The organism is Nitrospira calida, from assembly GCF_976986435.1.
Genome location: NZ_OZ335950.1, coordinates 287,911 through 313,354 on the forward strand (window position 1 = coordinate 287,911; position 25,444 = coordinate 313,354).

Below are 25,444 nucleotides of genomic sequence, written 5' to 3' on the forward strand. Positions count from 1 at the left end.
TGGTGCATTGGCCAAAGTCGTTGCCATAGCGAATCAAAAAGGGGGGGTTGGCAAGACCACCACTTCAATCAATCTTGCCGCCGCTTGTGCAATAGCCGGTCATTCTGTTTTGTTAGTCGATGTGGATCCACAGGCTAACGCGACGAGCGGGATCGGCCTGGACCCTCGAAAACTCTCAAGGAGCCTGTATCATTGTCTCATTGAACATTATTCCCCGATCGAGACTATTGAAGCCACGGCGATCCAAGGTCTTTCGATCCTGCCAGCACAGGCTGATTTGGCCGGTGCGGAGGTTGAACTCGTTTCGAAAGAAAACCGAGAACATGTCTTAAAAAATGTTCTGCTCGGTATCCACTCCCTTTATGAGTTGGTGTTTCTGGATTGCCCTCCCGCTCTTGGATTGTTGACAATCAACGCGCTTGCGGCAGCCTCTTCGCTGCTTGTACCCGTTCAATGTGAGTACTACGCGATGGAAGGATTAGGTCGGCTTATGGCCAATGTCGAACGGGTAAGGCATGCTCTCAATCCTGGACTCGAAATCGAGGGCATCCTCCTCACTATGTACGACTCTAGGAATACCTTGTCTCGACAAGTTGCGGAGGAAGTACGAGGCCATTTCAAAGAAAAAGTGTATCAAACCGTTATTCCTCGCAACGTTACGTTGGCGGAAGCTCCCAGTTACGGCCGACCCGTGCTGTTGTATAACGTCGCCTCGGCTGGGGCTCAGGCTTATGTCTCTCTAGCAAAGGAGTTTCTCGGCCATGGAGAAAAAAGCCTTGGGTAAGGGGTTGGACGCATTGCTCCCCAGTATTGACAACAGGACTCTGACTGTAGATCGAGGGGAAACCCAGGAACTGGGAGTTGATTCCATCATCCCCAACCGCTTCCAGCCGCGGCAGCATTTTAATGACGAAGAAATTTCTCAACTTGCTGAATCTATTAGAAAAAACGGTCTTCTTCAACCAATCATGGTGAGACGCAAAGGCGATGGGGTGTACGAATTGATCGCAGGAGAGCGTCGTTTACGAGCAGCCAAGCAGGCAGGCCTGCAAAAAATTTCAGCGGTAGTGAGAAATTGCGGCGATCAAGAGGCCATGGTCTTAGCCCTGGTGGAAAATCTCCAAAGAAATGATTTGAACCCGATGGAAACAGCCAGGGCCTATCACCGGATGCTCAATGAATTCGGTTTCACGCAAGACATGCTGGCGCAGCGGGTCGGAAAGGAGCGTTCCTCAGTCGCCAATGTTCTACGGCTACTGAATCTGCCTCCCGAGGTCCAACGTCTGATAGAGTCAGGCCAGCTTTCGACGGGTCATGCGAAGGCGCTCTTGGGCGTAGAGAATCCCGACGCTCAGGTTCAACTTGCTCGTCGCATCGTCGATCATCGGCTTTCTGTCAGAGAAGTCGAAGAGATCGTCGTGTCGCAAACTCAAGGCAGACGACGGTCGCAACGGTCACGGATTCAGCCACTGACCTCTGATATCGAACAGCGGCTTCAAAAGCGATTCGGAACTCGGGTGAATGTTGTACAAGGCCGTCGAGGGGGAAGGATTATCATTCATTTCTTTTCTGCGGCAGAGCTGGAAGGGCTTTTGGAAACTCTCTTAAGCTGACGTCCTTGTGAGATAAACGACGGTTCGTCGTCCGCCTGTCGCCGCTGGTGTCGCCGGGTGCGAAAAGGAAGAAATGCTTTGCTCAATCGGTCGATCCAGCATATAACATCCACTGGGCTGTAACCCTTCGGCTACAAAATATAACAGAGAGGAGGCGACCTCATGTGGAGGCAAGAAAAGTCCGAACCCAAGCGACCCCCAACCGAGGAAGGGACCGAACTTTCCGAAGGGAACGGGAATGCCGCCGGTTCGCATGCTGAAGGCGGGGAAGAGATTATCGCCTTTGTCGGAAAGGGAGTCGAGTTCAAGGGAACGATTTCATATAGCGGCACGGTCCGTATTGATGGATACCTGGAAGGCGAAATCCATACCGAAGGGACCTTGCTCGTCGGAGAGGAGGCCGTCATCACTGCAAAGGTCAGTGCCGGGACCGTTGTCTGCAAGGGCAAAATCACCGGCGACATCGTGGCCAAGGAGAAAGTGAAGTTGCGCGCACCGGCTGTCGTCAACGGCAGCGTCAAAACACCTTTGCTGGCGATGGAGGAAGGCGTGCTTTTCAACGGTACCCTCGAAATGACTCAACCGGCGATTCGGGAAGTTCCGCGTGAGACCACGGTTCATTCTCTCGGGTCCACGGCGAAAGCCCTCCGCAGCGGATGACCGGATAGCCGCCTTGTTGTGTCCCGATGGAGTTGTTCACGACAAGATGGGACTTGGACAGTCGGAACAGGAACACGGTTCGGAGCCAACGGGAAAGATGTGTCCCACGTGACGGCTGCCTAACGAGGCCGGGTGGGAAGTGTAGCCGAGGAGGATCGCATGTGGGCGCTTGGTGAGAGAAAGCATCGAACTGCTGACGACGACGAGAATTTTACGTTCTTGGGCAAAGGGGTTGACTTCAAGGGAGTCGTCAATTTCGACGGCACGGTGCGCATTGACGGCCGCTTGGAAGGAGAGATCCATACGACCGGGACACTGATCGTCGGCGAGCACGCCGTGATCAAAGGCATCGTCTCCGCCGGAGTCCTGGTGACCAGCGGCAAAATCAACGGAACCGTCACGGCGGCAGAAAAAGTCCAGATCCTCAAGCCGGGGATTCTCATCGGGGATGTGCGCACTCCGGTGGTTTCAATGGAAGAGGGCTCGCATTTTCACGGAATGTGTGATATGGGTGCCCACAAATGGATTGAAGATCAGTCCCCGGTCCAGGCAGTCCGCGACACGAACGTCCACAACATCGTCGCCCACCGGGGCAAAGTCCGCACCCAGGACCTCTAGATCCGACACCGTTTTCGTGTAAGACTATGGCACGCCCTCAGGTGCTTCTCGGCATGAGCGGCGGAGTGGATAGCTCCGTTGCGGCTTCGCTGCTCGTCAAGCAGGGATTCGACGTCGCTGGTATTACCCTGCAGGTCTGGGAACCAGAAGATGAGACGGTTGCCGTGTCCCGGCGATGGCAGGAGCGCGGATGCTGCAAGGTCGGTATCGCTCGGTATGTTGCTAAGAAGCTCGGCATTTCCCATGAAGTGATCGACGCGCGGGCCGGTTTCCGAGCCGACGTGATCGACGACTTTGTGTCGGGGTACCTCTCAGGAACGACTCCCAACCCCTGCGTGCGATGCAACGAGCGAGTGAAATTGCGGTTGCTCTATCAACTTGCCGAAGAACGGGAAGCCAACTTTATTGCAACCGGTCATTACGCCCGCCTCGTCGCTGAAGGCAGCCGTCATTTTCTCCACCGAGCGACGGATATCCGCAAGGATCAGAGTTATTTCCTCTACCGGATCCAGTCGGCATGGCTGCCCAGGTTGCTCTTTCCGCTTGGGACGATGTCCAAGTCGGAGGTCTGGACAGCGGCTGAATCGCTGGGGCTTCCTGCAGATGAGTTGAAAGAAAGCCAAGAAATCTGTTTTGTAAGCGAGGGAGATTACCGGGCCTTTCTCGCGAAGGAAGCCCCACAGGCCCGGCATCCGGGGCCGTTCCTCGATCTGGACGGACGCATTCTCGGACACCATGACGGCATCGCCTTTTACACGCCGGGCCAGCGCCGAGGGTTGGGGCTCGCCGCAGGGCGGCGCCTCTATGTGCAGCGGGTCGAAGCAGCCACAGGCGCGGTCGTTCTGGGACCTGAGGACAGCCTGCTCCGGTCGGAGTGCCAGGTGGCCGATCTCAATCTGTTCGATTCCTCCTTGTTGCACGAGGAGACGGATGTCGACGTGAAGGTGAGGTATGCAACACCGCCGACGCGAGCCACCGTTCAGCCGTGCGGCGAAGGCAGGTTGCGCATTCGGTTTCATGTGCCGCAGCGCGCGCTGAGTCCCGGACAATCCGCTGTGTTCTACCGAGGGGATCGCGTTGTCGGCGGCGGCATCATTCAACCGGAGCAGGGCCGCTGATCATACTGACCGCACCGTCCCGCCTTGACACGTCAACCCGGCGAGTGCTACGCTGCGCCGTCTTTTCGTGCCCACCCGCACGAACTATTCTCTTGCGCATCCTTTATTTCAACGGGATCACACGGTGAGTAAGACCGCGGTCGCGCGCCGCTACGCCAAGGCGCTGTTTGAACTGCTCGACGAAGCTCACCTGGAATCAACCCAAGCTGCGCTTGTCGAACTGGGCCGGGCGGTCGTCGCCTCTCAGCCTCTCCGCCACGCGATGGCGTCGCCGGCTTTCGGATCCGATGAGAAGGTATCCGTGTTGGTTGAACTCGGTCGTCGATTGGGGTGTTCTCCGACCGGAGAACGGTTTCTCGCCCAACTGGTCAAACACAACCGCGTCGGTCTCCTACCGGACATCGCGGAGGCGTTCGCTCGATTAGTCGACGAACGGAAAGGGAGACAGCAGGTTTTTATTTGGTCGGCCTCCCCCTTGGATGAGGCTGAGCAGGACCGTCTCCGCGCTCGGTTGCGGGACATTCTTAAGCGTGACGTGGACATTACGTTTGCGTCAAACTCCGCCCAACTCGCCGGCCTTCGCATCCAAATCGGTAGCACGGTCGTCGACGGCACTCTCCGTGGACGGTTGACCGCGATGCGGGGGTTTTTGACGAAGGAGTAGCCATGCAGATCAAGGCCGAAGAAATCACAACGATCCTCAAGGAAAAAATCAAAGGCTTCGACAAGCACATCGACGTGAACGAGACCGGTTCCGTCATTCAAGTGGGCGACGGCATCGCCAAAGTCTACGGTCTCGACGGCGCGATGGCGGGGGAGATGTTGGAATTCCCCGGCGGCCTGTACGGCATCGCCCTGAACCTGGAAGAAGATAATGTCGGCGCCGTGTTGATGGGGGACGATACCGGGATCAAGGAAGGGGACCTTGTCAAGCGCACGGGTCGCATCGCCGAAGTTCCTGTCGGCGAGGCGTTGATCGGGCGGGTGGTCAACGCGATCGGTCAGCCTGTGGATGGGAAAGGCCCCATCAAGGCGACCGCAACCCGTCGTATTGAAGTGGTCGCTCCCGGCGTCGTGACGCGCCAGTCGGTCCGCGAACCGTTGCAAACTGGGATCAAGGCTATCGACGCCATGATTCCGATCGGACGCGGACAACGCGAGCTCATCATCGGCGACCGACAGACCGGCAAGACCGCCATCGCCGTTGATACCATCATCAACCAAAAAGGGCAGGGTGTCTTCTGTATCTACGTCGCCGTCGGGCAGAAACGCTCGACGGTGGCGCGGGTCGTCAAAACGCTTGAAGAGCACCGCGCCATGGACTACAGCCTGGTGGTTTCGGCGACTGCCAGCGAACCGGCCTCCCTCCAATTCCTGGCCCCGTACGCTGGCGTCGCGATGGGCGAGTATTTCCGAGACAATGGCATGCATGCGCTCATCGTTTACGACGACCTCTCCAAGCATGCTGTCGCCTACCGCCAACTGTCGCTCCTGCTCCGCCGTCCGCCTGGTCGAGAAGCGTATCCCGGCGACGTGTTCTATCTCCACTCCCGCCTGTTGGAACGCGCCGCCAAACTGAACGACAAACTGGGCGGTGGAAGCCTCACGGCGTTGCCGATCATCGAAACGCAGGCCGGCGACGTGTCAGCATATATCCCCACGAACGTCATTTCGATCACCGACGGCCAAATCTACCTCGCCAGCGATCTGTTTTATTCCGGCATCCGGCCCGCAATCAACGTCGGCCTGTCGGTTTCCCGGGTCGGAGGCTCGGCGCAGATCAAGACCATGAAGCAGGTGGCCGGTACGCTGCGGTTGGACCTTGCGCAGTACCGAGAAATGGCGGCCTTCGCGCAGTTCGGGAGCGAACTCGACAAAGCCACACAGGCGCAACTGGCGCGCGGCGCGCGCATGGTGGAACTGCTAAAACAGGGGCAATATCGGCCCATGCCGGTGGCCGACCAGGTCATTTCGATCTTCGCGGGGGTGAACGGCTTCCTGGACGATATTCCGGTGGACAAGATCCGACAATTCGAAGAGGACCTGCTCCATTACGTCGCACAGCATCATCCCGAAGTGAAGAAAGATATCGTTGCCAAGAGCAAGATCGATGATGCGTTCAGTGCGCAGCTCAAGCAGATCATCACCATGTTCAAACAGAAGATGGGATACGGGCAGAAGGCAGAAGCGTGATCGGGCATGCGGTAACGCGAGCACTGCGTCCCCCCGGACCCTGGCGAACTCGCCGGATCACCGTACGCCCCGTCGTACTTTCTTGAACAATGCCGAGCTTGCAATCGCTTCGCCGTAAGATCGCGGCGGTCAAAAACACGCAAAAGATCACCAAGGCCATGAAGATGGTGGCTGCGGCGAAGCTCAAGCGAGCACAAGATCGCATCTTGAGCGCACGCCCCTACGCGCACAAGATGCGGGAGGTGCTGGGCAACTTGAGCCGACGCGTCAATCGGGCTTCCCATCCGTTGCTTCAGAAACGCAGTGGAACACGCATCGAGGTGTTGATCGTTACGAGCGACCGGGGATTATGCGGTGCATTCAACGCCAACATCCTTAGAAAGGCTGTGGAATTCATTCGGGAAATGGAGTCGCGAGGTGCCAGGGTCACCCTGAGCGTCGTTGGTCGGAAGGCCCGCGATTTCTTCCGCCGTCGCGCGTGGCCGATTCGCCAGGAGTGGACGGGCATTTTCGATCGCCTGACTTATGAACACGGGATCGACATCGCCCAAGATCTCATTGACCAGTTCCAGAAAGACATATTTGACGAACTCTACGTGATCTACAACGAATTCAAGTCCGCGATCCAGCAACGCGTTGTGGTGGAAAAACTCTTTCCGGTTGACGCCGTTGTGGAATTTGGGCAAGTGGACGGAGCCGGAGAGCCCGCCGAGGGAACAAGGGGCGCATACTTGTACGAGCCGGACGAAGACGAGCTTCTAGCCGCGCTGCTGCCGAAACATTTTCACATCCAGGCCTATCGTATTCTGCTGGAGTCGTCCGCTGCGGAACAGGGAGCGCGCATGGCAGCCATGGACGGTGCGACCCGCAATGCGGGCGAGTTGATCAAGAAAATTACGCTGTACTATAACAAGACGCGGCAGGCCGCGATCACGAAAGAATTGATGGACATCGTCGGCGGAGCGGAAGCCTTGAAATGAGTCATTGGCGACAAGAGGAGTCTTATGAGCACTGCGATGGGGAGAGTGGTTCAGGTCATCGGGCCGGTCGTCGATGCAGAGTTTCCTCCTGGACAATTGCCCAACATCTACAACGCGCTGCGGATTGAGGTGGACGAAGACAAGCGCGCGGGAAGGCCGGCCATTCGCCTCACGCTGGAGGTCGCCCAGCACCTAGGAGAGAACCGCGTGCGGGCCATCGCCATGTCGAGCACGGACGGCCTGGTCCGTGGCATGCCGGTCAAGGACACCGGCGCGCCCATCTCGGTCCCTGTCGGTCGCGAAACGCTGGGCCGTCTGATGAACGTGTTGGGTGAGCCGGTTGACGAGAGAGGGCCGATTAAGGCGAAAAAATTCTACCCGATTCACCGGCCGGCGCCGCCACTGGTGGAACAGGAAACCAAGACCGAAGTGCTGGAGACCGGCATCAAGGTGATCGACCTGCTGGAACCATACAGCAAAGGCGGGAAAGTCGGCCTGTTCGGCGGCGCCGGCGTCGGCAAAACGGTCATCATCATGGAGCTCATCAACAACATCGCGCTCCACCATGGTGGGTTCTCGGTCTTTGCGGGCGTGGGCGAACGGACGCGCGAGGGCAACGATCTGTGGCATGAAATGCAGGAGTCTAAAGTCATCGACCCCGACGACTATACCAAGTCGAAGGCAGCCCTGGTGTATGGCCAGATGAATGAGCCGCCCGGCGCGCGTCTCCGGGTCGGCCTCACCGGATTGACTGTGGCCGAGTATTTCCGTGACGAAGAACATCAGGACGTCTTGCTCTTCATCGACAACATCTTCCGGTTCACCCAGGCTGGATCAGAAGTGTCGGCTTTGCTGGGCCGGATGCCCTCGGCCGTGGGCTATCAGCCGAACTTGGCCACCGAGATGGGTGCTCTCCAGGAACGGATCACGTCGACCAAAAAGGGTTCCATTACCTCGGTCCAGGCGATTTATGTACCGGCCGACGACCTCACCGACCCGGCACCGGCCACGGCCTTTGCGCACCTGGATGCCACCACGGTGCTGTCGCGCCAGCTCGCGGAGCTTGGCATCTATCCGGCCGTCGATCCGCTGGATTCAACCTCCCGCATCCTGGACCCGCAGGTGGTGGGGGAAGAACATTATCAGGTGGCACGGGGCGTTCAATCCGTTCTGCAGCGATACAAGGATCTGCAAGACATCATCGCGATTCTCGGAATGGACGAACTCTCCGAAGATGATAAGTTGGTCGTGGCGCGGGCGCGCAAGATTCAGCGCTTCCTGTCGCAACCGTTTCATGTGGCTGAGGCGTTTACCGGTACGCCGGGCAAATACGTCAAGCTCAAGGATACGGTGCGGGGCTTCAAAGAGATTCTCGATGGCAAATATGACGATCTCCCCGAACAGGCGTTCTACATGGTGGGTACGATCGAGGATGTCATTGCGAAGGCGGAGAAGCTGGGCTATAAGAGACCGTAAGGCGTGAGACGTGCGTCCCTCTCGCCTCCCTTCCTGACCCACACGAGAAGCATGGCTGGCAAACTGCTCTTGGAAGTCGTCACGCCGGAAAAATTCCTGGTCAGCCAGGAAGTGGACGAAGTCATTGCTCCCGGCAGTGAGGGAGAATTCGGCGTCCTGCCCGGGCACTGTCATTTTCTGTCTACGCTGAAAATTGGCGAACTGCGGTACCGAATCGGGGATGTGACCAGCTATATGTCCGTGTTGTGGGGCTTCGCTGAAGTTACCCCCGGGAAGGTCACCATCCTCGCCGAGGTCGCGGAAAAAGCCGAAGACATCGACGTGGAGCGGGCGCAAGCCGCGGTTGAAAAAGCCGAGCAGCGTCTCCAGATGGGCGGTCTCCCCTCGGAACTCAAAGAAGCCCAAATCAGCCTTGAAAAAGCCCGCCTCCGCAAAAAGCTCGCCGAGCGCGCCCGCCGCGCAGGTCTCTCTTCGTAGGATTTTCCGCGGTCCAGAATCATCGCGAGACGAAGCGCCTCCGCTTTGCGATGGCCGGGCGCTCCATTTGTCTCGACTCCGGCCCGCGCGGGAATCTCCTTCCCCTGGCCTTCGCCGCTGTTGCGCAGTACACTGAACACATGGGGACGGCATCTCACTCATGAGGTGATGCATGACAAAACTGTTTCAGGGGCTCGAGCGGATCGAAGAAGCCCGCGAACGGTTCACCGGGTCGAGCTTCATGGCGGGATTGTTCGAGGGAAGGCCGCGGTTCGATCTCCTGCTCCCGCCGGAAGAGCCCGCTGAAGAGCGGGAGGTTGGGGAATCGTATTGCCGGACCATCGAGGACTTTCTCATCAGCCAGGTCGACCCCGATGAAATCGAGCGGACCGCCAAGATTCCGGAATCGGTGCTGCAAGGACTTTTCGCGTTGGGGGCGTTCGGGATGAAGATCCCCAAGCAGTACGGCGGCCTCGGATTCTCGTACAAGAACTATGGGCGGGTGCTCACCCTGATGGCCAGTTGGAGCAACATCCTCGCGCTCACCGTTGCCGTGCCGCAATCGATCGGCATTGCCATGCCAATCCTGCTGTTCGGCAACGAGGACCAGAAACGCACCTATCTGCCGCGCGTGGCCCGGGAAGCCATCTCCGCCTTTGCCTTGACCGAGCCGATTACCGGCTCGGATGCAGCCAATATCAAGACCGAAGCAGTGCTCAATGCGGCGGGCAGCCACTTTCTCGTCAACGGGGAAAAGCTGTGGTGTACAAACGGGCCCATTGCCCGCTATGTCACGCTTATCGCGCGCGTCCCGGCGAAGCGCATCACCCGCGACGGAAGGTCCGGATGGCTGCCGGTTCCGGAGGGGAAAGGCGCGGAGGATCTGGTGCACACCGCCTTTATCTTGGATATGACCACGCCGGGGATCGTCATCCGGCAGCGCTGTCAATTCGAAGGTTGCCGCGGCATCGAAAACGCCCATATGACCTTCACCGATGTCGCGATTCCGGTCGAAAACGTCATCGGGGAAGTCGGCCGGGGTCTCCGTTACGCGCTGTCGATCCTCAATATCGGCCGGGCGATCAGCATCCCGGCACTCTGCCTGGGAATGGCGAAACAAGTCTGGCAGCCGACCCTCGACCGAGCGAACTCCCGCCTGACTTTCGGGAAGCCTCTGAGCGAGCGGGAAACCCAGCGCATGCGGATCGGCCGCATGGCCGTGCAACTTTACGCCTTGGAAGCCCTTTCCCTCCTCGCTTGGCATCTAGCGGATCAACACACCTATGACGTGCGTATCGAGGCCGCCATCGCAAAAATGTTCGCGTCCGAAGAGACCATCCGCTTCCTAAAGGACGCCCAGATCCTCTTCGGCGGAATGGGGTATGAGACGGCCGATTCCAAACGAGTTCGCGGGGAGCCGGCGTTCCCCATCGAACAACTCGTCCGCGACATTGAGATGTCCCGGATCGGTGAAGGCGCGACCGATATTCTGCGGCCTTTTGTGGCCCGAGAAGGGTTAACCCTTCATCTCGACCGGGCGCGGCAATATATTGAAGGCTCGGGCTCCGGAGTTCGGCGGCTCGTCGAACTTGTGAAGCTCTTGCGATTCTATGTTCCCTGGTATTTGCGGCTCTGGAAGCCCGCCGCATTGCCCGCCCGCCCAGAGTGCCAGCATCCTCGCGTCCGTCCGAAACTCCGCTATGTAGAGCGTGCGAGCAGGCGCCTGGCACGGAGGATTTTTTTCGCGATGATCCGCTATCAGGAACGGCTCCGTGACGATCAAGGCCGACAGAATCGCATTGAAGCAGTGGGAGAAGATCTGTTCGTGATCGCCGCCACGGCTCTCTATGCGCGAAATCAGGACTACAAGAATGGGCGGACGGAGTCCTGGGAATTGGCGGACGAATTCTATCGCCAGGCCAAGCTCCGCATCGAACAACATCTCCGCGAGCTCCTGTGGAATACGGATCATCGCTTGTCGGCCATCGGTCAACACGCGTTGCGAGGTGCGTACGCCTGGCTTTCCGACGGGATTATCCGACGAGGGCTTGCGGACTATGTGCTGCGCCGAAGAGAGTGAGGTGCCAGAACCGCATCGAGGCGGCCTGCTCCGGCCATGGCTTGTGGGTTGTGGAACAAAAGTGCCCTCATCCTCGCGCCGTAAAAGCTGGTCTGTCCTCCCCTTGACGAAGACCCTCTCAGTTATTAGCTAGCAATCAATTTCCCCGTTTCACTCCAGATAGCGGCAAGTGCTGGGAGGGCTTCAACTACCCTTAACGAGAGGAGGCTGCCCTATGGACCTGATGCGCAGTTTGCTTGTCCGGGACACTTTCCGCGAGTTGGAAGATATGGCCGACCGCCTCAACCGTCTGGTGGGCGGAAGTGCTGGCACCCGGGTTGGTAGCCAGGAAACGATGGCGCGGGCCGACTGGGCTCCGGCGGTAGACGTGGTGGAGACCGACACGGAATTTCAGATCCTTGCCGAGCTTCCCGGGCTAGAAAAGGAGGACGTGAAGCTGTCTGTAGAAGGCGGGGTCTTGGCGATTTCCGGGCGACGGGAACCGATGAAGGAAGGGAAAGGAACGCGCATTCACCGCCTTGAGCGGGCGTCAGGCAGTTTTCTCCGGAGCTTCTCGGTGCCGGACTCCGTGGATGAAACCAGGGTGAAAGCGAACTACAGGAACGGTATATTGACCGTGCATCTGCCGAAGACGGAGAAAGCCAAGCCCAGGTCGATCGAAGTCAAGGTCGAATAGCCAAGATCGACGCCCGGTCGTTGATCATCGTCGGAGTCCGAGCGAGGCCAATCCGGATGGATCCCTCGGAAGAGAAGGATTACTACGCGATCCTCGGGGTGTCTCGTACGGCTGAGCCGCACGAGGTGCAGGAGGCGTTCCGTCGCTTGGCCAAGCGCCACCATCCGGACCACGTCGGCGATCAGGGAACCAGGAAGTTTCAGCAGATTCAGGAAGCTTACGAAGTCCTCTCCAATCCCGACAAACGCCGGAAATATGATGCCGACCTTCGGCGCCGCCGGGAACAGGTCTCAACCTGGCCTGAAACACTGAACCCTGTGATAGGCCGAATGCCTCGCCAACGGTCTCGTGTGTCATGGTCTGAGCCTGAACCGCTCACACGACCGCCATACCCTGAACGCTTCTCTTCCGGTCATCCTGAAGTGAAGTTGCATTCGCCCTGGAGCCTCTTCGAGACATTGATGCTCGAGGACTTTTTGCGAAGGCTCGGGCCGGGAGCGTGCCTGGTCCAGTCTCGGCCGGCCGTATGGGCGGAGTGTTTCTTTTGTGGAGCGGCGAGACTGCGGTCCGATGTTCCGTGTCCCTCATGCGCGAGAACGGAGTGGTTGCAGGCCGAGTTTGACGACCTGATCAAAAGGTGGTTCCGAGGGTTTGGTCGAGCGTGGTAAGCCTTCCGGTGCCAGTGAGAATCTGCGTCCCCTCTGAGGGCTTCTGTTCTTTCCTCTTCTCGTATCCTGCTTCTTGCGTCATTCCACCGAATCCCGGATTGAACGCTTTGCAATGGATTGTGCCGTCGGCTTGTCTTTGTGTTGTTCGAGAGAAGGAGTGGTAGTGCAAAAGGTGCCCGGCATAGCGGCTCTGGGAACTTGTATCCGAACCGTCTATCTGGCAAAGTGGGATACTGATCCGATCGGCCGCAGGTCGAGAACATGACGTCCGCGATCCCGTTGACAACCACCGAACTCGTCGTCACGGCCGGAGAAGCCCCGAAACGCCTGGATCGCTTTCTCGCTAACCGCGACCCGGCTCTCTCTCGGTCCGCTCTTCAGCGATTGATCGAAGACGGTCGCATCCGCATCAATGGCCGGGTGGTCAAGCCCAGCCACAAAATCAAGCCCGGCGACACGATCGCGCTGGAGATTCCTCGTCCGGAACCGCTGGCCTTGCACCCAGAGCCCATTCCCCTTGCGATCCTTCATGAGGATGACGACCTTCTGGTGCTCAATAAACCGGCAGGGTTAGTCGTTCATCCTGCACCCGGTCACTGGAGCGGTACGCTCGTCAACGCGTTGCTGCATCATTTCGAAACCCAAGGCGGCTCGATCTCCACGATCGGCGGGAAAGAGCGGCCAGGGCTTGTGCACCGCTTGGACAAGGAGACCTCCGGCGTCATGGTCATCGCCAAGACCGACCAGGCACATCGCAGCCTGGCGGGGCAGTTCAAACATCACACGATCGTACGGGTCTATGAGGCGTTGGTGTGGGGCGTTCCGAAGAAGTCCCACGGGCTCATCGAGCTGGCGATCGGGCGGGATGAGAAAGAGCGGAAGAAATTCTCATCCCGCACCACGCGGCCCAAGCCGTCGGCCACGGAGTATCGCGTGGTTGACCGATTCGGCCATATTGCCGCGCACCTCAGCCTTGTCCCCCGTACCGGCCGTACGCACCAGATCCGGGTCCATCTGGCCTCGATCGGCCATCCGGTGCTGGGAGATCAGACCTACGGCGGGCGGAAGGTCCGGATGTTGTCGGACGACTTGGCCATTCCGCGTGTGATGTTGCACGCGCGCACGTTGGGGTTCAGCCATCCCGGGACCGGCGTTTATCAGGAATTCTCGGTTCTATGGCCGCCCGACATGGAGGCTGTCCAGCAGGCGCTGTGGCAGGTCGCCCGATCGCCGCAGCATGTGCGACCGACAACGGAAACTTGACAGATTGCGGCAGCGAGCGTATCAGACTGCTGCCTCCCAAGGAGTGCCGCGGTGGAAACCAGCGATGTCCTCGATACGGTCGGCAGCCTTGTCTCCCAGCTCAAAGCCTATGCGGCCAAGTTACCCGTGGTCGTGCCAATGTCAGTCGTCCCCGGCGGTATCAAACCGAAGGAGGAAGCGATCGAGGCCTTCGAGAAAACGGTGTATCGGTTTCGCGCTCAAAGCGGTACCTCGATCTACAAACGGCTGAACGATCTGTTTATCGAATCACTGGAAGCCTTTGAGGGGGGCAAATTGCTCAGTTCGATCCAGCCCCTGCTGGCTGTGCTGGATCATCTGGAGCAAATGCAGCGGGATAAGGAAATTCTGGCCAGTCCTGGCGATGAGAAGCGGATGGGCGAATATCGGGCGGCATTGCACAAGATTCTACCGGGCGGCAAACCTGAGCTGGAGGGAGCGGGACGCGGCTTATGAACGGGCCATGACGAAATGTGGAATGACGAACTCCGGAGCACCGTTAATTCAGAATTCTTTTGGAATTCTGAATCGTGACGGCGGTCAATGACCCATTTTGGGTCCGGAGGCTGTCGCTCCGTGCGTGACGAACGTGAAGCGGACCATCTGCTGGCAGTGGGGGCATTTCACCCGAAAGGTTCTTTCGTCGAGGTATTCAAACTGCTCTTCTTTAATCCACATGAGCCGAAAGCACTTGGGACACGAACGAACCTGCGTACCCATACGTCATGACCCTTTGGACATCTGCTGAAATCGACCTCGTGAAACGGGCAACAATCTAATACAAGCCGTTGACGATGCTCAAGCCTCTGATCACGTTTTCCGACCGGAAAGATATCGACCCCGACCAGCTCGTCAACCTCTATCGGCAAGCTCCCTGGGCCAACGGGCGGACGGCCGACGACGTCCGCATCATGCTGGCGCACACCGATCTCGTCGTGTCGGCCTGGGACGGTCCGCGGTTGGTCGGGTTCGGACGCGTGCTGACCGATTACGTGTATCGCGCCTCGATCTGGGACATCATCGTGGACAAAGAGTATCAGGGGCAGGACATCGGAACCAAGATTATGCAACGGATTTTGCACCATCCGGACCTTAAACGCGTCGAGCTGTTCTGGCTGTGCACCCGGGACAAACAGAGCTTCTATGAAAAACTGGGTTTCAGCTCCAAAGAGCAGACCGGCATGGTTTGGGCCAGAACCTGCCACGCGAGATTGGAATAACAGCCGCATGCAGGGCTGCGGCTCGCCGTAGAGCATGCGGAGCTGAGGATCACGATACTTCAGAAGAGGGCGCGGATTCCGAATAGGAAATTGAAGGACGAAGCGTTCCAATCGCCAGACCGTCTTCCATCGATGGTCACGTGGCCGTCGTTCCGTTTGTAAGCCATTTCGGTGTTGAGTGCGATTTTTGACGTCACAAAGTAATCCCCGCCCCAAGCCAGTCGCCATGCAAACGTATTGCTCGGTGACACGCGGGTGACGACGTCTTCGCCAAACGAATTGACATTGACGCCGAATCCCATCGAGACATACGGAGCGATCGGCCCATATCGTGTCGGCCGGAGTTCGACCGTCGGTATGACCGAGACGGTGTCCAGATGGCCGAAGGCACCCGACGGTCTTTCAAAATCCACCGCGCGTCGTTCCCACTCAAGGGTCAGGCCGGCCAATAACCACTTGTTCAGGCTGTACATCCCTTGCAGGTTGACGACCGAGCCCACATCGGTGTCCGTGTTGGCCCTCAGTTCTTGAGTCAGCACGGAAAACCCCGCACGGAATCCGAACATGAACGTTCCCGGCTCCGTCCCACCGTCCGTCCATTTCCACGACCCCTGCGCTTCGGTCGCGAAAGGCGAGGTGACGCCGACGAGGACGCAGAGGCAGAACAGCCCGCACCACCGTTGAACCGCCCGTGTTGCACCCATATACGTTCTCCTGGTTCAGTGAAATCGGGAAGACAGTGTAGCGTGCACTGTAGCGGAGGGGGCGTCGAGGATCAAGGCAACCTCCTCTTCCTGCGACGGCACAGTCACCGCCGCGACGACGATGCCGCGTGGACCCGGCGGAGCCGCTTGGGAGAAAAGAGGACAGCCAGAAAAAACACCGCCGTCGCCAACAGCACGATCGCCGGTCCGGACGGCACATCCCACAGGAACGACAGCACAACGCCACCCACTGCGGACAGAACGCCGATCACGACCGCGTAGAGCGTCAGATGTGTCAGGCTGTGCGTGAGCTGATAGGCGGTCGATGCTGGAATGAGGATCATCGCGAACACCAGGACGGCGCCGACCGTCTTGAGCGACACGACCACCGTCAGCGCGACCAGCGTCAACAACAGAAAGAATATCCGCCTGGCTGGCACCCCCGAGGCTTCCGCCATGTCCTGGTCGAACGCGATAAAGTACAGTTCCTTCGAAAACAGGAAAATCGTTCCCAGTACCAACAGGCTTAGCCCCGAGATCACCTGCAACTCGTCCGGTGTCACGGAGAGCACGCTGCCGAAGAGATAGCCATAAACCTCTGGGTTATAGGCCTTCATCAGGCCTATGAACAAAATGGCCAGGGCCATCGTGGTTGTGTACAAGATTCCGATCGAGACATCCAGCTTCATCCGGCCCTTTTCTTCGATAAGGCCGGTGATCCAGACTGTCGCCAGGCCGAACATGATTGCCAGCACCAGCGGCGGCCAACCCTTCAGATAGGCCAGTGCCACGCCGGCGAAGGCGGCGTGCGCCGTCCCCGCCCCGGCGAAGGCCAACCCGCGCAAGACGACAAACACGCCGATGGCGGAGCACAGCACCCCCACCAACGCCGCCGCCAGCAGCGAACGTTGCATGAAGTCATAGGTGAGCATCTCGAGCATATGACGGTGAGCGGTCAGTTCTCAGCCGTCGACTATCGGCTTTCTTTGAAGACTGACCGCTGATCGCTAATGATGATGGTAGTCTTCGACAATCACCATATCGCGGTCGGTGATGACCAGGTCTTTGCCGTACACCTGGCGAAGGATGTCCGGCTTCAGCACATCCTGCGGCGGGCCAGCGGCGAACAGACGGGTTTTGAGCAGCACGAGCCGGTCCACCCGCGAGCGGATCATGTTAATGTCATGCGTGATGAGCAGAACCGTCAATCTGAGCTCCCGATGGAGCTGCTGCACCAATTCCACGACGTTGTGTTGGGTTGTAATGTCCAGCCCGGTAGTCGGCTCATCGAGTAAGAGGACCCTCGGCTGTTGAGCCAGGGCCCGCGCGATGAAGACCCGTTGTTGCTGCCCGCCAGACAAGTGTCCCAGAGCCGTGTCGCGATGCTGTTCCATCCCCACGTGCGCAAGGGCTTCCAGAGCGATTTCCCGGTCTCGTCGGGAGGGTCGCTTGAAGAGCCCCAACGCGCCATACCGGCCCATCATCACCGCTTCCAGCACCGTGACCGGAAAGTTCCGGTCGATCATTCCCTTCTGTGGGAGATAGCCGATGCGGGCCCGATGGTGACAACGCAGTTCCTCGCAGGCGCAATCGAAAATTTGCAGACGGCCTTCCAGGGGACGCAGGAGCCCCAAGACGGCCCGGCAGAGCGTGGTTTTTCCCGATCCATTCGGGCCGATCACCCCGACGAATTCGCCCTCCGCGATGTCCAGAGAAATGTCCTGGAGGGCGATCACCCCGGGGAACCCGAATGTGGCGTGATCGAAGCGGATGATAAGGCGGTCGGTACCCACGACGTCACACGACCTGTGCGTCAGACCATATCCGATGTCCCGGATCCCTTGTGGTCTCGGTCGCTCGGGGACACTCCGTGCGCTTACGCTATGGCCTCTCCAGCGCACTGGCCAATTGGAGCACATTATAACGAAGCATGTCGAGGTAGGTCTCCGTGCCCGCGATGGCGCCGGGGAGAGTTGTCAAGACGACGACACGCGCCCCGGTTTCCCTGGCCAGGACCTCGGGAATCTTAGGATTCAACTGCGCCTCCGAGACGATGACCTTGATGCGCTCCTTCTTAATTTGGTCAATGAGGCTCTGGAGATGGTGGGCCGAGGGCTCGGTTCCAGGCTGATTGAGGATCGTGCCGACGACCTGAATACCGAACCGTCTGGCAAAATACGGCCACGCCGGATGGTGGACCACGACCCGGCGGTCAGGAACGCGCCGAAGGCGTTCCAATAGTTCGGCCCGCAGCGCATCAAGCCTGCGCAAGTAGGTGGCCTGATTCTGCCGATACTCGGCTGCATGTTCCGGATCGACCGTGCTCAAGGCTTCGGTCACATGCCGCAGCATGATCGAGGCGTTTTCCGGGTCCAGCCATACGTGGGGATTCCCAACCGGAGAGGCGTTCTGTCCAGTCTTCGCCGCTTCATCGTGCGGCTGATGATCGCGGATCAACCCGATCCCCCGCGACGTGGTCACGACCAACAGGTTCGGATTGCCCGCGTTCTTCACCAGCGACGAGACCCAGACTTCCAACCCCAATCCCACCTCGAACAGGATCTGGGCTTTGCGAACCGCTATGAGATCGCTGGGCTTGGGGGAGTAGGTGTGTTCGTTTTCGTAGCCCGACAACAACGACACCACGCGCACATGGGGACCGCCGACGTGTTCGGTCAGGTCCTTGAGGACCGGAATCGTGACGACGACATCGACTGGCGCCGCGGCAAATGCGACCGGGAGCGTTAACACGCCGGAGAAATAGGCGCCGAACGCCGCGATCGTCCACGCCGCAAGCGGAACAGGCCGGAAAAACATGGGCGGGACCGTAGCACCGGGGACCGCGAAAGTCAACGCGATCATGGAAGACGAGCGATCTCTCGCTTGACCGGCGGGGCAACTTCGATTAGCGTACCGCCCGTGTTCGCTCGAACGGCCAATCGTCATTCGCTAATCATTACCCGAAGGCAAGATCCTGGACGATCACTCCTCCCACGCTCTATTCCGGATGGTGCGCGATTGATGAGGCGTGTGGCCGAGGCTCGAGGATGAACGTTATCGGCTTGATGTCCGGCACATCCGGCGACGGAGTGGACGCCGCGCTGGTCAGCATTCATGGCCGAGGTCACGCCCTGCGCGTGAAGCCGCTCGCCTTTCGACCGCATCCCTATCCGCCATTGCTGCAGCGTCGGATCGTGGAGGCGTCGACGTCCGGCACTGTCGCGGAGATCTGCCATCTGAATGCTCTGCTGGGCGAGCTGTTCGCTGAGGCGGCGCTCGGTGTCGTCCGGCAAGCCGGCCTCCGACCGGGCGACGTTCACTTGATCGGATCCCACGGCCAGACCGTTCACCATCTGCCCAAAGGAGTCTGGGAACGCGGGATCGGCGAGGTGCGGTCCACGTTGCAAATCGCAGCTCCGGCCGTCATCGCGGAACGGACCGGCGTGACGACCGTCGCTGATTTTCGGTCGCGTGATCTGGCCGCCGGCGGCGAAGGTGCCCCCCTGACGCCCTACGCCCACTATGTGCTGCTTCGACATGCGCGCCGGTCCCGACTGATCGTCAATCTCGGCGGGATCAGCAACATCACGTACCTCCCGCGGGGAGGGCCTCTGAACGCGGTCCGTGCGTTCGACACCGGCCCGGGCAATATGGTGTTGGACGGCCTCGTTCAGCGGCTGACCAGGGGACGATCGATGATGGACTATGGCGGGAGGCTTGCGGCCAGAGGCCGCGTAGACCGACGGCTGCTGAACGAACTGCTGGCCCATCCTTTTCTCCAACGACGGCCGCCCAAGTCGACCGGTCGCGAAGAGTTCGGCGAGCCGGTCGTGGCCAGGCTCCTGACCGTGCAGCGGGTGCGGCAACTCTCGCCTGCCGACTTGCTCGCCACCTGCGCGATGTGGACCGCGCAAGCTGTCGGCGACGCGCGGCGGTGGCTGCGCGGGGCGGTGGATGAGGTCGTCGTTGGCGGCGGAGGCGTGCGCAATCGAACGCTGATGAGGTATTTGACGTCGGTGTTCGATCCGATTCCGGTGAAGACGTTTCACGATCTGGGTTGGGATAGCAGGGCGTTTGAGGCGGTCGCCTTCGCCCTTTTGGCCTATCAGACGATGGCTGGCGAGTGCGCCAACCTTCCGGCCGTCACCGGCGCGACCCATCCGGTGCTGCTCGGCACGATCGTTCCAGCCAACCCACACTGGATGATCGACGTGTGTCGACGCTGGGGCAAATTTCCGCGACGATGATCCCGCGCGTGGAGGCTATTCTCATCGGTGTGGGCGCTGTGATCGCGCTCGCTTTGGTCTGGGTTGTCCGTCGGACCGGCCGTGTCCAGGTCGCCGCCTTCACCATTCCGCCGGGCGTGTCGTTCACAGCGCAGCCGCTCCTCACCGAGGCGGAAGCATTCCTGTACAACCTGATCCGCTTGGCGGTCCAGGATCGGTTTCTGGTCTTCGCTCAAGTGCCGCTGTGGTCTTTGGTCGAGATCGCGAGCGAGGATCGAAAAACCCGCTCCGCGATATTGGGCAAGCTCGCGCTTAAGCGGCTGGATTTTGTGTTGGTTCACCCGGGGACGAGGATGGCAGTAAAAGTCGTCAAGCTTGATGAGCCGTTGTCGTCGCCGCAGCGGCGGGACCGGGATCGATTGGTTGAGCAGGTACTGCAAGCCGCCGGCATCGCGTTCATCCGGCTCAAAACGCAGGGAGCCTATACCGTGCCCGCCTTGTCGAATCTGCTGGGGCTGGACCCGCCAGAAAGCTGAGGCGGGCGGCGAGCCACGGCCTGAGGAATCATTCCTGCAAGACACCGTCCTTGGCCGCAAGTGTCTCGAGGGCTTTGCGCGCTGGTTCCGCTTCAACGCTATCGGGGTAATCGTTCACCACGCGCTCGTACATCATCCTCGCCTTCTCGTGGTCACCAAGCTTGGCATAGGCCTGGCCGATTCGCCAGGCAGCCGACGCCAGCTTCGAACTCAGCGGGTAGCACGACATCACGTGGTAAAAAGACGCGAGGGCCTCCTTGTATCGACCCAACCGAAATTGACACTCCCCGATCCAAAAATAGGCATTGGCTGCCAAAGCCGATTGCCCATGCAGTTCCAGAAACAACTGGAATCCCGCTAGCGCTGCTTCATAGTCTTTGCGGCGGAATTCTTCCATTACGCGATCATAGAAGCGACGAGACGCATCCTGCGTTTGTGCCAGGGCGGCCTGCAGTGGGTGATCGATCGGCGTCCCCGCCGCCAATATTGCCATCAGCATCATCCAGCGGACCGATGTTTTCGTCATCATGACTGCTACCCCACCGACAGTTGGCCGGTCCCTCGGGCACCGTTTCACGGAGGCAAGCCGCGTGCCCATCGGGGTTGACCGAAATCTAGCGTCGCCGATGTCAAGCGGGCCCAAAACAGGGTAAAAAGGCGGCGGCAGCCATTGGTATGGAAGGCCACAGGAAAAAAGGATCCGGCCTTTTCTGACGCCGCTCGACAGAATTGTACGGCTGTGTCTCCTGAATCCGTCGGCGACTCACGCCGGTATACGCCCGCGCTTAGCTTCATCAGAAGTGGCCGAAATAATGTCTGATCATCCCGTCGGTAGTCGAGCCGGCGGAAAAGAAGATTTTGGGATCTTTGGGCAGGATGAAGCCTTGGAACCGACGCAGCCGAACTGCCAGGAGCACGGGCAGCCTTCATCGGACACGGAAGGGCTTGTGCTGCACGAACCTCCTCCGAATTCTGCCGGCGGCAGAACGCTCATCATCGATGCACGGGATCCCCATGCTTATAAGAGACCTAGTTGAGGCTCTCAAGGCGGCCGCACCCAGGATCAAGTCTTCGTCCGTCCAGGCATCTAAGAGGACAAGCTCTTCATTGCCGACCGCCCCGTATGGCTGATCGGCGCAGGGCGCGACCTGGTGTTCATCTTCAGCCGGCGCGGGGGACCGCTGTATCTCCAGTGCGTCCCATGGGGCCGGATCAGCGGAATCACGTTCCGTTATGTTGGCAGTGATCAGCATGCGGCGATGAACATTCTCGACTCGTCCTGCACGATCACCCATTACCGGGCGACGGAGGGTATCCTTTCGGGCGTGGTCATCTACGGCCCCAGCTGCCAGCCGGCCTTTCTCGACAATGAAGTCTGCCGGAACCGCGAATCCGGAGTGTTCGTGTTCGCCGGAGCCTGCCCTCGCGTGGCAGATAATCGGTGTTTCGATAATCATCATTTCGGTCTAGCGGTGCGGGATCCAGGCACCCGTCCCGACTTTGTCCGCAACCTCTGCCGGGATAACATGCTGAGCGGCGTGCTGTTGTTCCATTATGCTGCAGCCCTCGTTCTGGACAATACCTGTTGGGACAATCAGCATTGGGGATTGGTAATGACGCCGGGGTGCCGGCCGACCCCGGCTGGTGATCACCTGCTCGCTTCCAATGTGCTGGAGCCCAACCCGCGCGGTGCGTTCTTCGTGACCGATATGCCCCTGGCCGAGATCGGTCGGTAGACCGGTTTCAACGCCCGCGTCATCAGGCTTTCAGTCGCCGGTTTTTAGGAAGAAGAGGAGAGGGTAAAGGGACGGTTCTCGTCGATCGGGTGAAACTGGAAGGCATTACCGCCCCGTTGCTTCGCGCGGTACATGGCGGCGTCCGCGTGCTTGAGCAGTTCGTCAACGCTCTGGTCATCCTGAGGATAGACAGTGATTCCAATACTGACGCCGACGGACTGAGGCCATCCGTCGATGAAAAACGGCTTGCGGATAGCCTCCACAATGCGCTGGGCGACCGTCACAATATCCTGCCGGCCGGAGACCCCTTCCAGAATCATGGCGAATTCGTCTCCGCCCATCCGGGCAACCGTGTCCACCTGGCGCACGCAACTCCTGAACCGATCGGCGACGGCTTTCAGCAATTGGTCGCCCACGTCATGGCCACACGTGTCGTTCACGGCCTTGAATCGATCCAGGTCCAACAACATCAACCCCAACGGTTGCTGTTTACGCTTGCTCCGGGCCAGAGCCAGGAGAAGCCGGTCTCGGAAGAGCGTGCGATTGACCAAGCCGGTCAACTGATCATATTGCGCGAGATAGGTCAGCCGGTCCTCTGTTCGTTTCCGCTCGATGGCATAACGGATCGCCCGCGACAGCAAATCGGCCTGCGCCTGACCCTTGACAAGGTAATCCTGAGCACCTTGCTGGACGGCTTGAAGCGCGAGTTCCTGATCGTCATAGCCGGTGAGCACAACGATCGGAATGCCGGGGCTGGTCGCCAGCACCTGAGTCACGGTGTTGAGCCCCTGCGCATCCGGAAGGGAGAGATCGAGCAGGACCGCGTCGAATCGGTCGCGCGCCAAACGCGCCAGTCCCTCGCCGAGGGTCTCGACGCACGTCAGTTCAAATTGTTTGGTGGCCCATTCTGCAAGAATATCCTGAGTGAGTTGGGTGTCGACCGGGTTGTCTTCGATCAGGAGCACCCTGACCATACCTCACCCTCTCGGAAGCACTGACCTGCCGTGAGATACCCCGTCTTCCGCGACGGTCGCCGGAGCCTTCACTGCGGTGGCTAGCGGTTATACATCATTCGTTATCGATACGGCAATCAGTATACTGCGAGCCTCTCTGCTACCAAACAAATTGGCAAATTGATTCCGCCGCCCGACTGCGCGAAGAGGTGATCGGGGCGGCTGACTGGAAAGCGCACTTGCTGAGGAGTGACGCAGCAGCCGGAGAGAGAAGAAAGCAAGGAAAGTACGAGAGCGCCCCAGGCCCTCTCTCTACACCTTCGAGATCAGATGATGGAACGAAGCGCCCCACTCTGGCGATTCCCCCGGAGCGCTCAATCTCACTAAAACAACGCGTGCGCACTCCCGGCAGAAACCTGACCGGGCGATAAAGGCGCGCCAGGCAGATCCCGGCTGCCGGGAGACGCACGAAGTGCGTTGGCCCCGGGCTTAACTGCAGTGCAGCGCCTCCGCTCTCCTCCGGACTTCTTGGGCCTTTTCCGCTTGTCCAAGGTTTTCGTACAGCGAGGCGATGTTGGCATGCAAGTGCGCGAGCAACTGCCCGAGTTGCGCTTCTTGCGCGATGACGTTGGCCTCCAGCGCCAGTTTTTTCTCTTCGCTCCGCCGGAACCGGTCCTCGAGACGTTGCACCAGTTGAATCCAGCCTTTTACTTTTCCAGAATCCAGTTCCGGCATCGGCGGGAGTGTCTCTCCGCGCTCCAACGCCTTTTCCGTCTGGTTCATCCAGTTGATGAAAATCAGAAAGTCTCCAAGCGTAATTTTGAGTGCGGATGACGTGCCTTCTTCCTCAATGACCAGGTCTTCCATGGTTGTCACCTCTCCCCCAAAGTTAGTGAGCCGCGATAGAATTCGTTACGCCTTCGCCCTGAACACCGGCCGTCTGAAATCCACATAGTCGGCCTCCCATGGCGCCGGATGTGAACGCACCCCCTTCTTGACCACCCGCACTGCCACCTCCTTTCTTGAAAATTGGGAATGGAGACTGAAGAGCAGTTCTCGACATGGACTGCATCAGACGCGTGGGATTGCCGACTACCCACTAGATATCGTGCCTAGAACAGTGAAGTCAACAGGTCTTTGTATGGTTTCTAATTTTCTTTCCCGAGACGCCGCGGCGATCCCTGTATCCTGTGGACTCTCCCATTTTTTAAACAGACTCGGAACTGACTCGCGTGTCCGGCATCCATTTGGACGGGAGATCCTGCCTGCGAACTCGGATCATCACCAGGGAAGGGCCGTTCAGCGGATGTTGCATGCTTTCGCAGTTGTGTGCCTGTGTGGAACAACAACAAAAAGCCCTGTCGGCAGCGCCGGCAGGGCGAAGAAATTTGGAATGAGGTTTGGTTGCGGGGGAAGGATTTGAACCTTCGACCTTTGGGTTATGAGCCCAACGAGCTACCAGACTGCTCCACCCCGCGCGCGGATACTAACAAGCGGTCCTTGTGAAGTCAAGGCAAGGCCCGTGCATGTCGGTAGCATCTGAAATGTCCGCCTCTCGTAGCAAGTGATATGTCCGCTTGAGCAGTAGACCGGGTATCCTGCGGCTTTTTCTCAACGGAGGAGGAGCCAGACGGATGACCGACGGGATGTACCCGGCTGCTGCGGGAGAGCGGGCGATGAAGGTGCAGGAAGTGATCTTGTGGGCGATGGACGGACGACTCAAGTGGTACGAGGCGGCGGAGATTCTGGGGATCTCGGACCGGCAGATGCGGTGCTGGAAGCAGCGCTATGAACGCAATGGGTATGACGGGTTGTTTGATCGGCGCCGCCAGCGGCCCTCGCCCCAGCGGGTGCCGGTGGAGACCGTGCGGCAGGTGCTGACGCTGTATCGGGAACGGTATTTTGACTGCCACGTCCGCCATTTCCATGAGAAGTTGCAGACCGAGCACGGGCATGACCTCTCCTATACATGGGTGAAAACGGCCTTGCAGACCGCGGGGCTCGTGCCCAAGGCCCGGCCGCGGCGGCACCTGCCCGGGATGCTGCTGCGCACGGATGCCAGTACCCATGCCTGGATTCCGGGGCGGGACGGGACGCAGGATCTGATTGCGGTGCTGGATGATGCGACGAGCTCGGTCTACTATGCGCACTTCGTCTCCTAGGAAAGCACAGCCACCATGCTGACCGCCCTCAAAGGCGGTCCTCGAACAGCTGGGCATCTTCTGCGCC

Annotated in this window: 27 protein-coding genes and 1 tRNA gene; 20 read left to right on the forward strand and 8 right to left on the reverse strand. The window is 59.3% G+C overall.

The genetic code is table 11. The features are described from left to right. The first annotated feature begins 7 nt into the window (after window positions 1–7). From ACWHTU_RS01490 to ACWHTU_RS01565, 16 genes are all read left to right on the forward strand, one after another. A complete protein-coding gene (locus ACWHTU_RS01490) occupies window positions 8–784 on the forward strand; it encodes a ParA family protein (protein ID WP_447861153.1) in 777 nt (258 codons plus the stop codon). Then, window positions 762–1,613, forward strand: coding sequence for a ParB/RepB/Spo0J family partition protein (locus tag ACWHTU_RS01495; protein ID WP_447861154.1), 852 nt, complete (start codon window positions 762–764; stop codon window positions 1,611–1,613). The genes ACWHTU_RS01490 and ACWHTU_RS01495 overlap by 23 nt, the downstream gene beginning before the upstream one ends. Window positions 1,614–1,775: 162 nt before the next feature. After that, window positions 1,776–2,273, forward strand: coding sequence for a bactofilin family protein (locus tag ACWHTU_RS01500; RefSeq protein WP_447861155.1), 498 nt, complete (start codon window positions 1,776–1,778; stop codon window positions 2,271–2,273). A 159-nt stretch (window positions 2,274–2,432) separates the two neighbouring features. Further along, window positions 2,433–2,891, forward strand: coding sequence for a bactofilin family protein (locus tag ACWHTU_RS01505; RefSeq protein WP_447861156.1), 459 nt, complete (start codon window positions 2,433–2,435; stop codon window positions 2,889–2,891). A gap of 26 nt (window positions 2,892–2,917) precedes the next feature. Further along, window positions 2,918–4,009, forward strand: a complete 1,092-nt coding sequence (gene mnmA / locus ACWHTU_RS01510; protein WP_447861157.1) for a tRNA 2-thiouridine(34) synthase MnmA — start codon at window positions 2,918–2,920, stop codon at window positions 4,007–4,009. Between the two features lie 124 nt (window positions 4,010–4,133). Further along, entirely contained in the window at window positions 4,134–4,673 is a 540-nt protein-coding gene (gene atpH, locus ACWHTU_RS01515; protein ID WP_447861158.1) for an ATP synthase F1 subunit delta, read from the forward strand. 2 nt (window positions 4,674–4,675) lie between these two features. Beyond that, entirely contained in the window at window positions 4,676–6,202 is a 1,527-nt protein-coding gene (gene atpA / locus ACWHTU_RS01520) for a F0F1 ATP synthase subunit alpha (protein ID WP_447861159.1), read from the forward strand. An 89-nt stretch (window positions 6,203–6,291) separates the two neighbouring features. Continuing rightward, the gene (gene atpG / locus ACWHTU_RS01525) at window positions 6,292–7,182 is read left to right on the forward strand and encodes an ATP synthase F1 subunit gamma (protein WP_447861160.1); all 891 of its coding nucleotides are present in this window, start codon (window positions 6,292–6,294) and stop codon (window positions 7,180–7,182) included. A 24-nt stretch (window positions 7,183–7,206) separates the two neighbouring features. Then, window positions 7,207–8,658 (forward strand): F0F1 ATP synthase subunit beta, encoded by a 1,452-nt coding sequence (atpD, locus tag ACWHTU_RS01530; protein ID WP_447861161.1) that lies wholly within the window; start codon window positions 7,207–7,209, stop codon window positions 8,656–8,658. Between the two features lie 51 nt (window positions 8,659–8,709). Further along, the gene (locus ACWHTU_RS01535) at window positions 8,710–9,135 is read left to right on the forward strand and encodes a F0F1 ATP synthase subunit epsilon (protein WP_447861162.1); all 426 of its coding nucleotides are present in this window, start codon (window positions 8,710–8,712) and stop codon (window positions 9,133–9,135) included. A 172-nt stretch (window positions 9,136–9,307) separates the two neighbouring features. Continuing rightward, entirely contained in the window at window positions 9,308–11,215 is a 1,908-nt protein-coding gene (locus ACWHTU_RS01540; RefSeq protein WP_447861163.1) for an acyl-CoA dehydrogenase family protein, read from the forward strand. Window positions 11,216–11,429: 214 nt separating this feature from the next. Continuing rightward, window positions 11,430–11,891, forward strand: a complete 462-nt coding sequence (locus ACWHTU_RS01545) for an Hsp20/alpha crystallin family protein (protein ID WP_447861164.1) — start codon at window positions 11,430–11,432, stop codon at window positions 11,889–11,891. 56 nt (window positions 11,892–11,947) lie between these two features. Then, window positions 11,948–12,559: a J domain-containing protein gene (locus tag ACWHTU_RS01550; protein WP_447861165.1), complete on the forward strand. Its 612-nt coding sequence runs from the start codon at window positions 11,948–11,950 to the stop codon at window positions 12,557–12,559. Between the two features lie 261 nt (window positions 12,560–12,820). After that, on the forward strand, window positions 12,821–13,822 hold the full coding sequence (locus ACWHTU_RS01555) for an RluA family pseudouridine synthase (RefSeq protein ID WP_447861166.1): 1,002 nt from the start codon (window positions 12,821–12,823) through the stop codon (window positions 13,820–13,822). Between the two features lie 51 nt (window positions 13,823–13,873). Beyond that, complete coding sequence (locus ACWHTU_RS01560) at window positions 13,874–14,296, forward strand: hypothetical protein (protein WP_447861167.1); 423 nt, start codon at window positions 13,874–13,876, stop codon at window positions 14,294–14,296. Window positions 14,297–14,634: 338 nt separating this feature from the next. Further along, window positions 14,635–15,060 carry a GNAT family N-acetyltransferase gene (locus ACWHTU_RS01565; protein ID WP_447861168.1) on the forward strand — a complete coding sequence of 142 codons (426 nt, stop codon included), beginning with the start codon at window positions 14,635–14,637 and terminating at the stop codon, window positions 15,058–15,060. A 59-nt stretch (window positions 15,061–15,119) separates the two neighbouring features. Here the strand turns inward: ACWHTU_RS01565 and ACWHTU_RS01570 are convergent, their stop codons facing one another. The 4 genes from ACWHTU_RS01570 to ACWHTU_RS01585 all read right to left on the reverse strand — a co-directional run bounded on the left by ACWHTU_RS01570 (window position 15,120) and on the right by ACWHTU_RS01585 (window position 18,626). Continuing rightward, window positions 15,120–15,764, reverse strand: coding sequence for an outer membrane beta-barrel protein (locus tag ACWHTU_RS01570; protein WP_447861169.1), 645 nt, complete (start codon window positions 15,762–15,764; stop codon window positions 15,120–15,122). A 104-nt stretch (window positions 15,765–15,868) separates the two neighbouring features. After that, window positions 15,869–16,705, reverse strand: coding sequence for a metal ABC transporter permease (locus ACWHTU_RS01575; RefSeq protein ID WP_447861170.1), 837 nt, complete (start codon window positions 16,703–16,705; stop codon window positions 15,869–15,871). A 66-nt stretch (window positions 16,706–16,771) separates the two neighbouring features. Then, window positions 16,772–17,557, reverse strand: a complete 786-nt coding sequence (locus ACWHTU_RS01580; RefSeq protein WP_447861171.1) for a metal ABC transporter ATP-binding protein — start codon at window positions 17,555–17,557, stop codon at window positions 16,772–16,774. An 88-nt stretch (window positions 17,558–17,645) separates the two neighbouring features. Further along, window positions 17,646–18,626, reverse strand: a complete 981-nt coding sequence (locus tag ACWHTU_RS01585; RefSeq protein ID WP_447861172.1) for a metal ABC transporter substrate-binding protein — start codon at window positions 18,624–18,626, stop codon at window positions 17,646–17,648. Between the two features lie 185 nt (window positions 18,627–18,811). Here ACWHTU_RS01585 and ACWHTU_RS01590 point away from each other — a divergent pair, with 185 nt between their 5' ends. After that, window positions 18,812–20,011 (forward strand): anhydro-N-acetylmuramic acid kinase, encoded by a 1,200-nt coding sequence (locus ACWHTU_RS01590; protein ID WP_447861173.1) that lies wholly within the window; start codon window positions 18,812–18,814, stop codon window positions 20,009–20,011. Continuing rightward, window positions 19,978–20,526 carry a DUF2726 domain-containing protein gene (locus tag ACWHTU_RS01595; RefSeq protein ID WP_447861174.1) on the forward strand — a complete coding sequence of 183 codons (549 nt, stop codon included), beginning with the start codon at window positions 19,978–19,980 and terminating at the stop codon, window positions 20,524–20,526. Before ACWHTU_RS01590 ends, ACWHTU_RS01595 begins: the two co-directional genes overlap by 34 nt. A 28-nt stretch (window positions 20,527–20,554) precedes the next feature. On the opposite strand, the gene ybgF is transcribed toward ACWHTU_RS01595, so the two are convergent. Beyond that, window positions 20,555–21,055, reverse strand: a complete 501-nt coding sequence (gene ybgF / locus ACWHTU_RS01600; protein WP_447861175.1) for a tol-pal system protein YbgF — start codon at window positions 21,053–21,055, stop codon at window positions 20,555–20,557. Between the two features lie 622 nt (window positions 21,056–21,677). Between ybgF and ACWHTU_RS01605 the strand changes: the two genes are divergently transcribed. Further along, on the forward strand, window positions 21,678–22,262 hold the full coding sequence (locus ACWHTU_RS01605) for a right-handed parallel beta-helix repeat-containing protein (RefSeq protein WP_447861176.1): 585 nt from the start codon (window positions 21,678–21,680) through the stop codon (window positions 22,260–22,262). A gap of 44 nt (window positions 22,263–22,306) precedes the next feature. On the opposite strand, the gene ACWHTU_RS01610 is transcribed toward ACWHTU_RS01605, so the two are convergent. The 3 genes from ACWHTU_RS01610 to ACWHTU_RS01620 all read right to left on the reverse strand — a co-directional run bounded on the left by ACWHTU_RS01610 (window position 22,307) and on the right by ACWHTU_RS01620 (window position 24,693). After that, a complete protein-coding gene (locus ACWHTU_RS01610; RefSeq protein WP_447861177.1) occupies window positions 22,307–23,236 on the reverse strand; it encodes a diguanylate cyclase domain-containing protein in 930 nt (309 codons plus the stop codon). A 468-nt stretch (window positions 23,237–23,704) separates the two neighbouring features. After that, window positions 23,705–24,082, reverse strand: a complete 378-nt coding sequence (locus tag ACWHTU_RS01615) for a hypothetical protein (RefSeq protein WP_447861178.1) — start codon at window positions 24,080–24,082, stop codon at window positions 23,705–23,707. Between the two features lie 534 nt (window positions 24,083–24,616). Further along, window positions 24,617–24,693, reverse strand: a tRNA-Met gene (locus ACWHTU_RS01620). Between the two features lie 156 nt (window positions 24,694–24,849). Here ACWHTU_RS01620 and ACWHTU_RS01625 point away from each other — a divergent pair. Then, entirely contained in the window at window positions 24,850–25,377 is a 528-nt protein-coding gene (locus ACWHTU_RS01625) for a helix-turn-helix domain-containing protein (protein WP_447861179.1), read from the forward strand. Window positions 25,378–25,444: the final 67 nt, after the last annotated feature.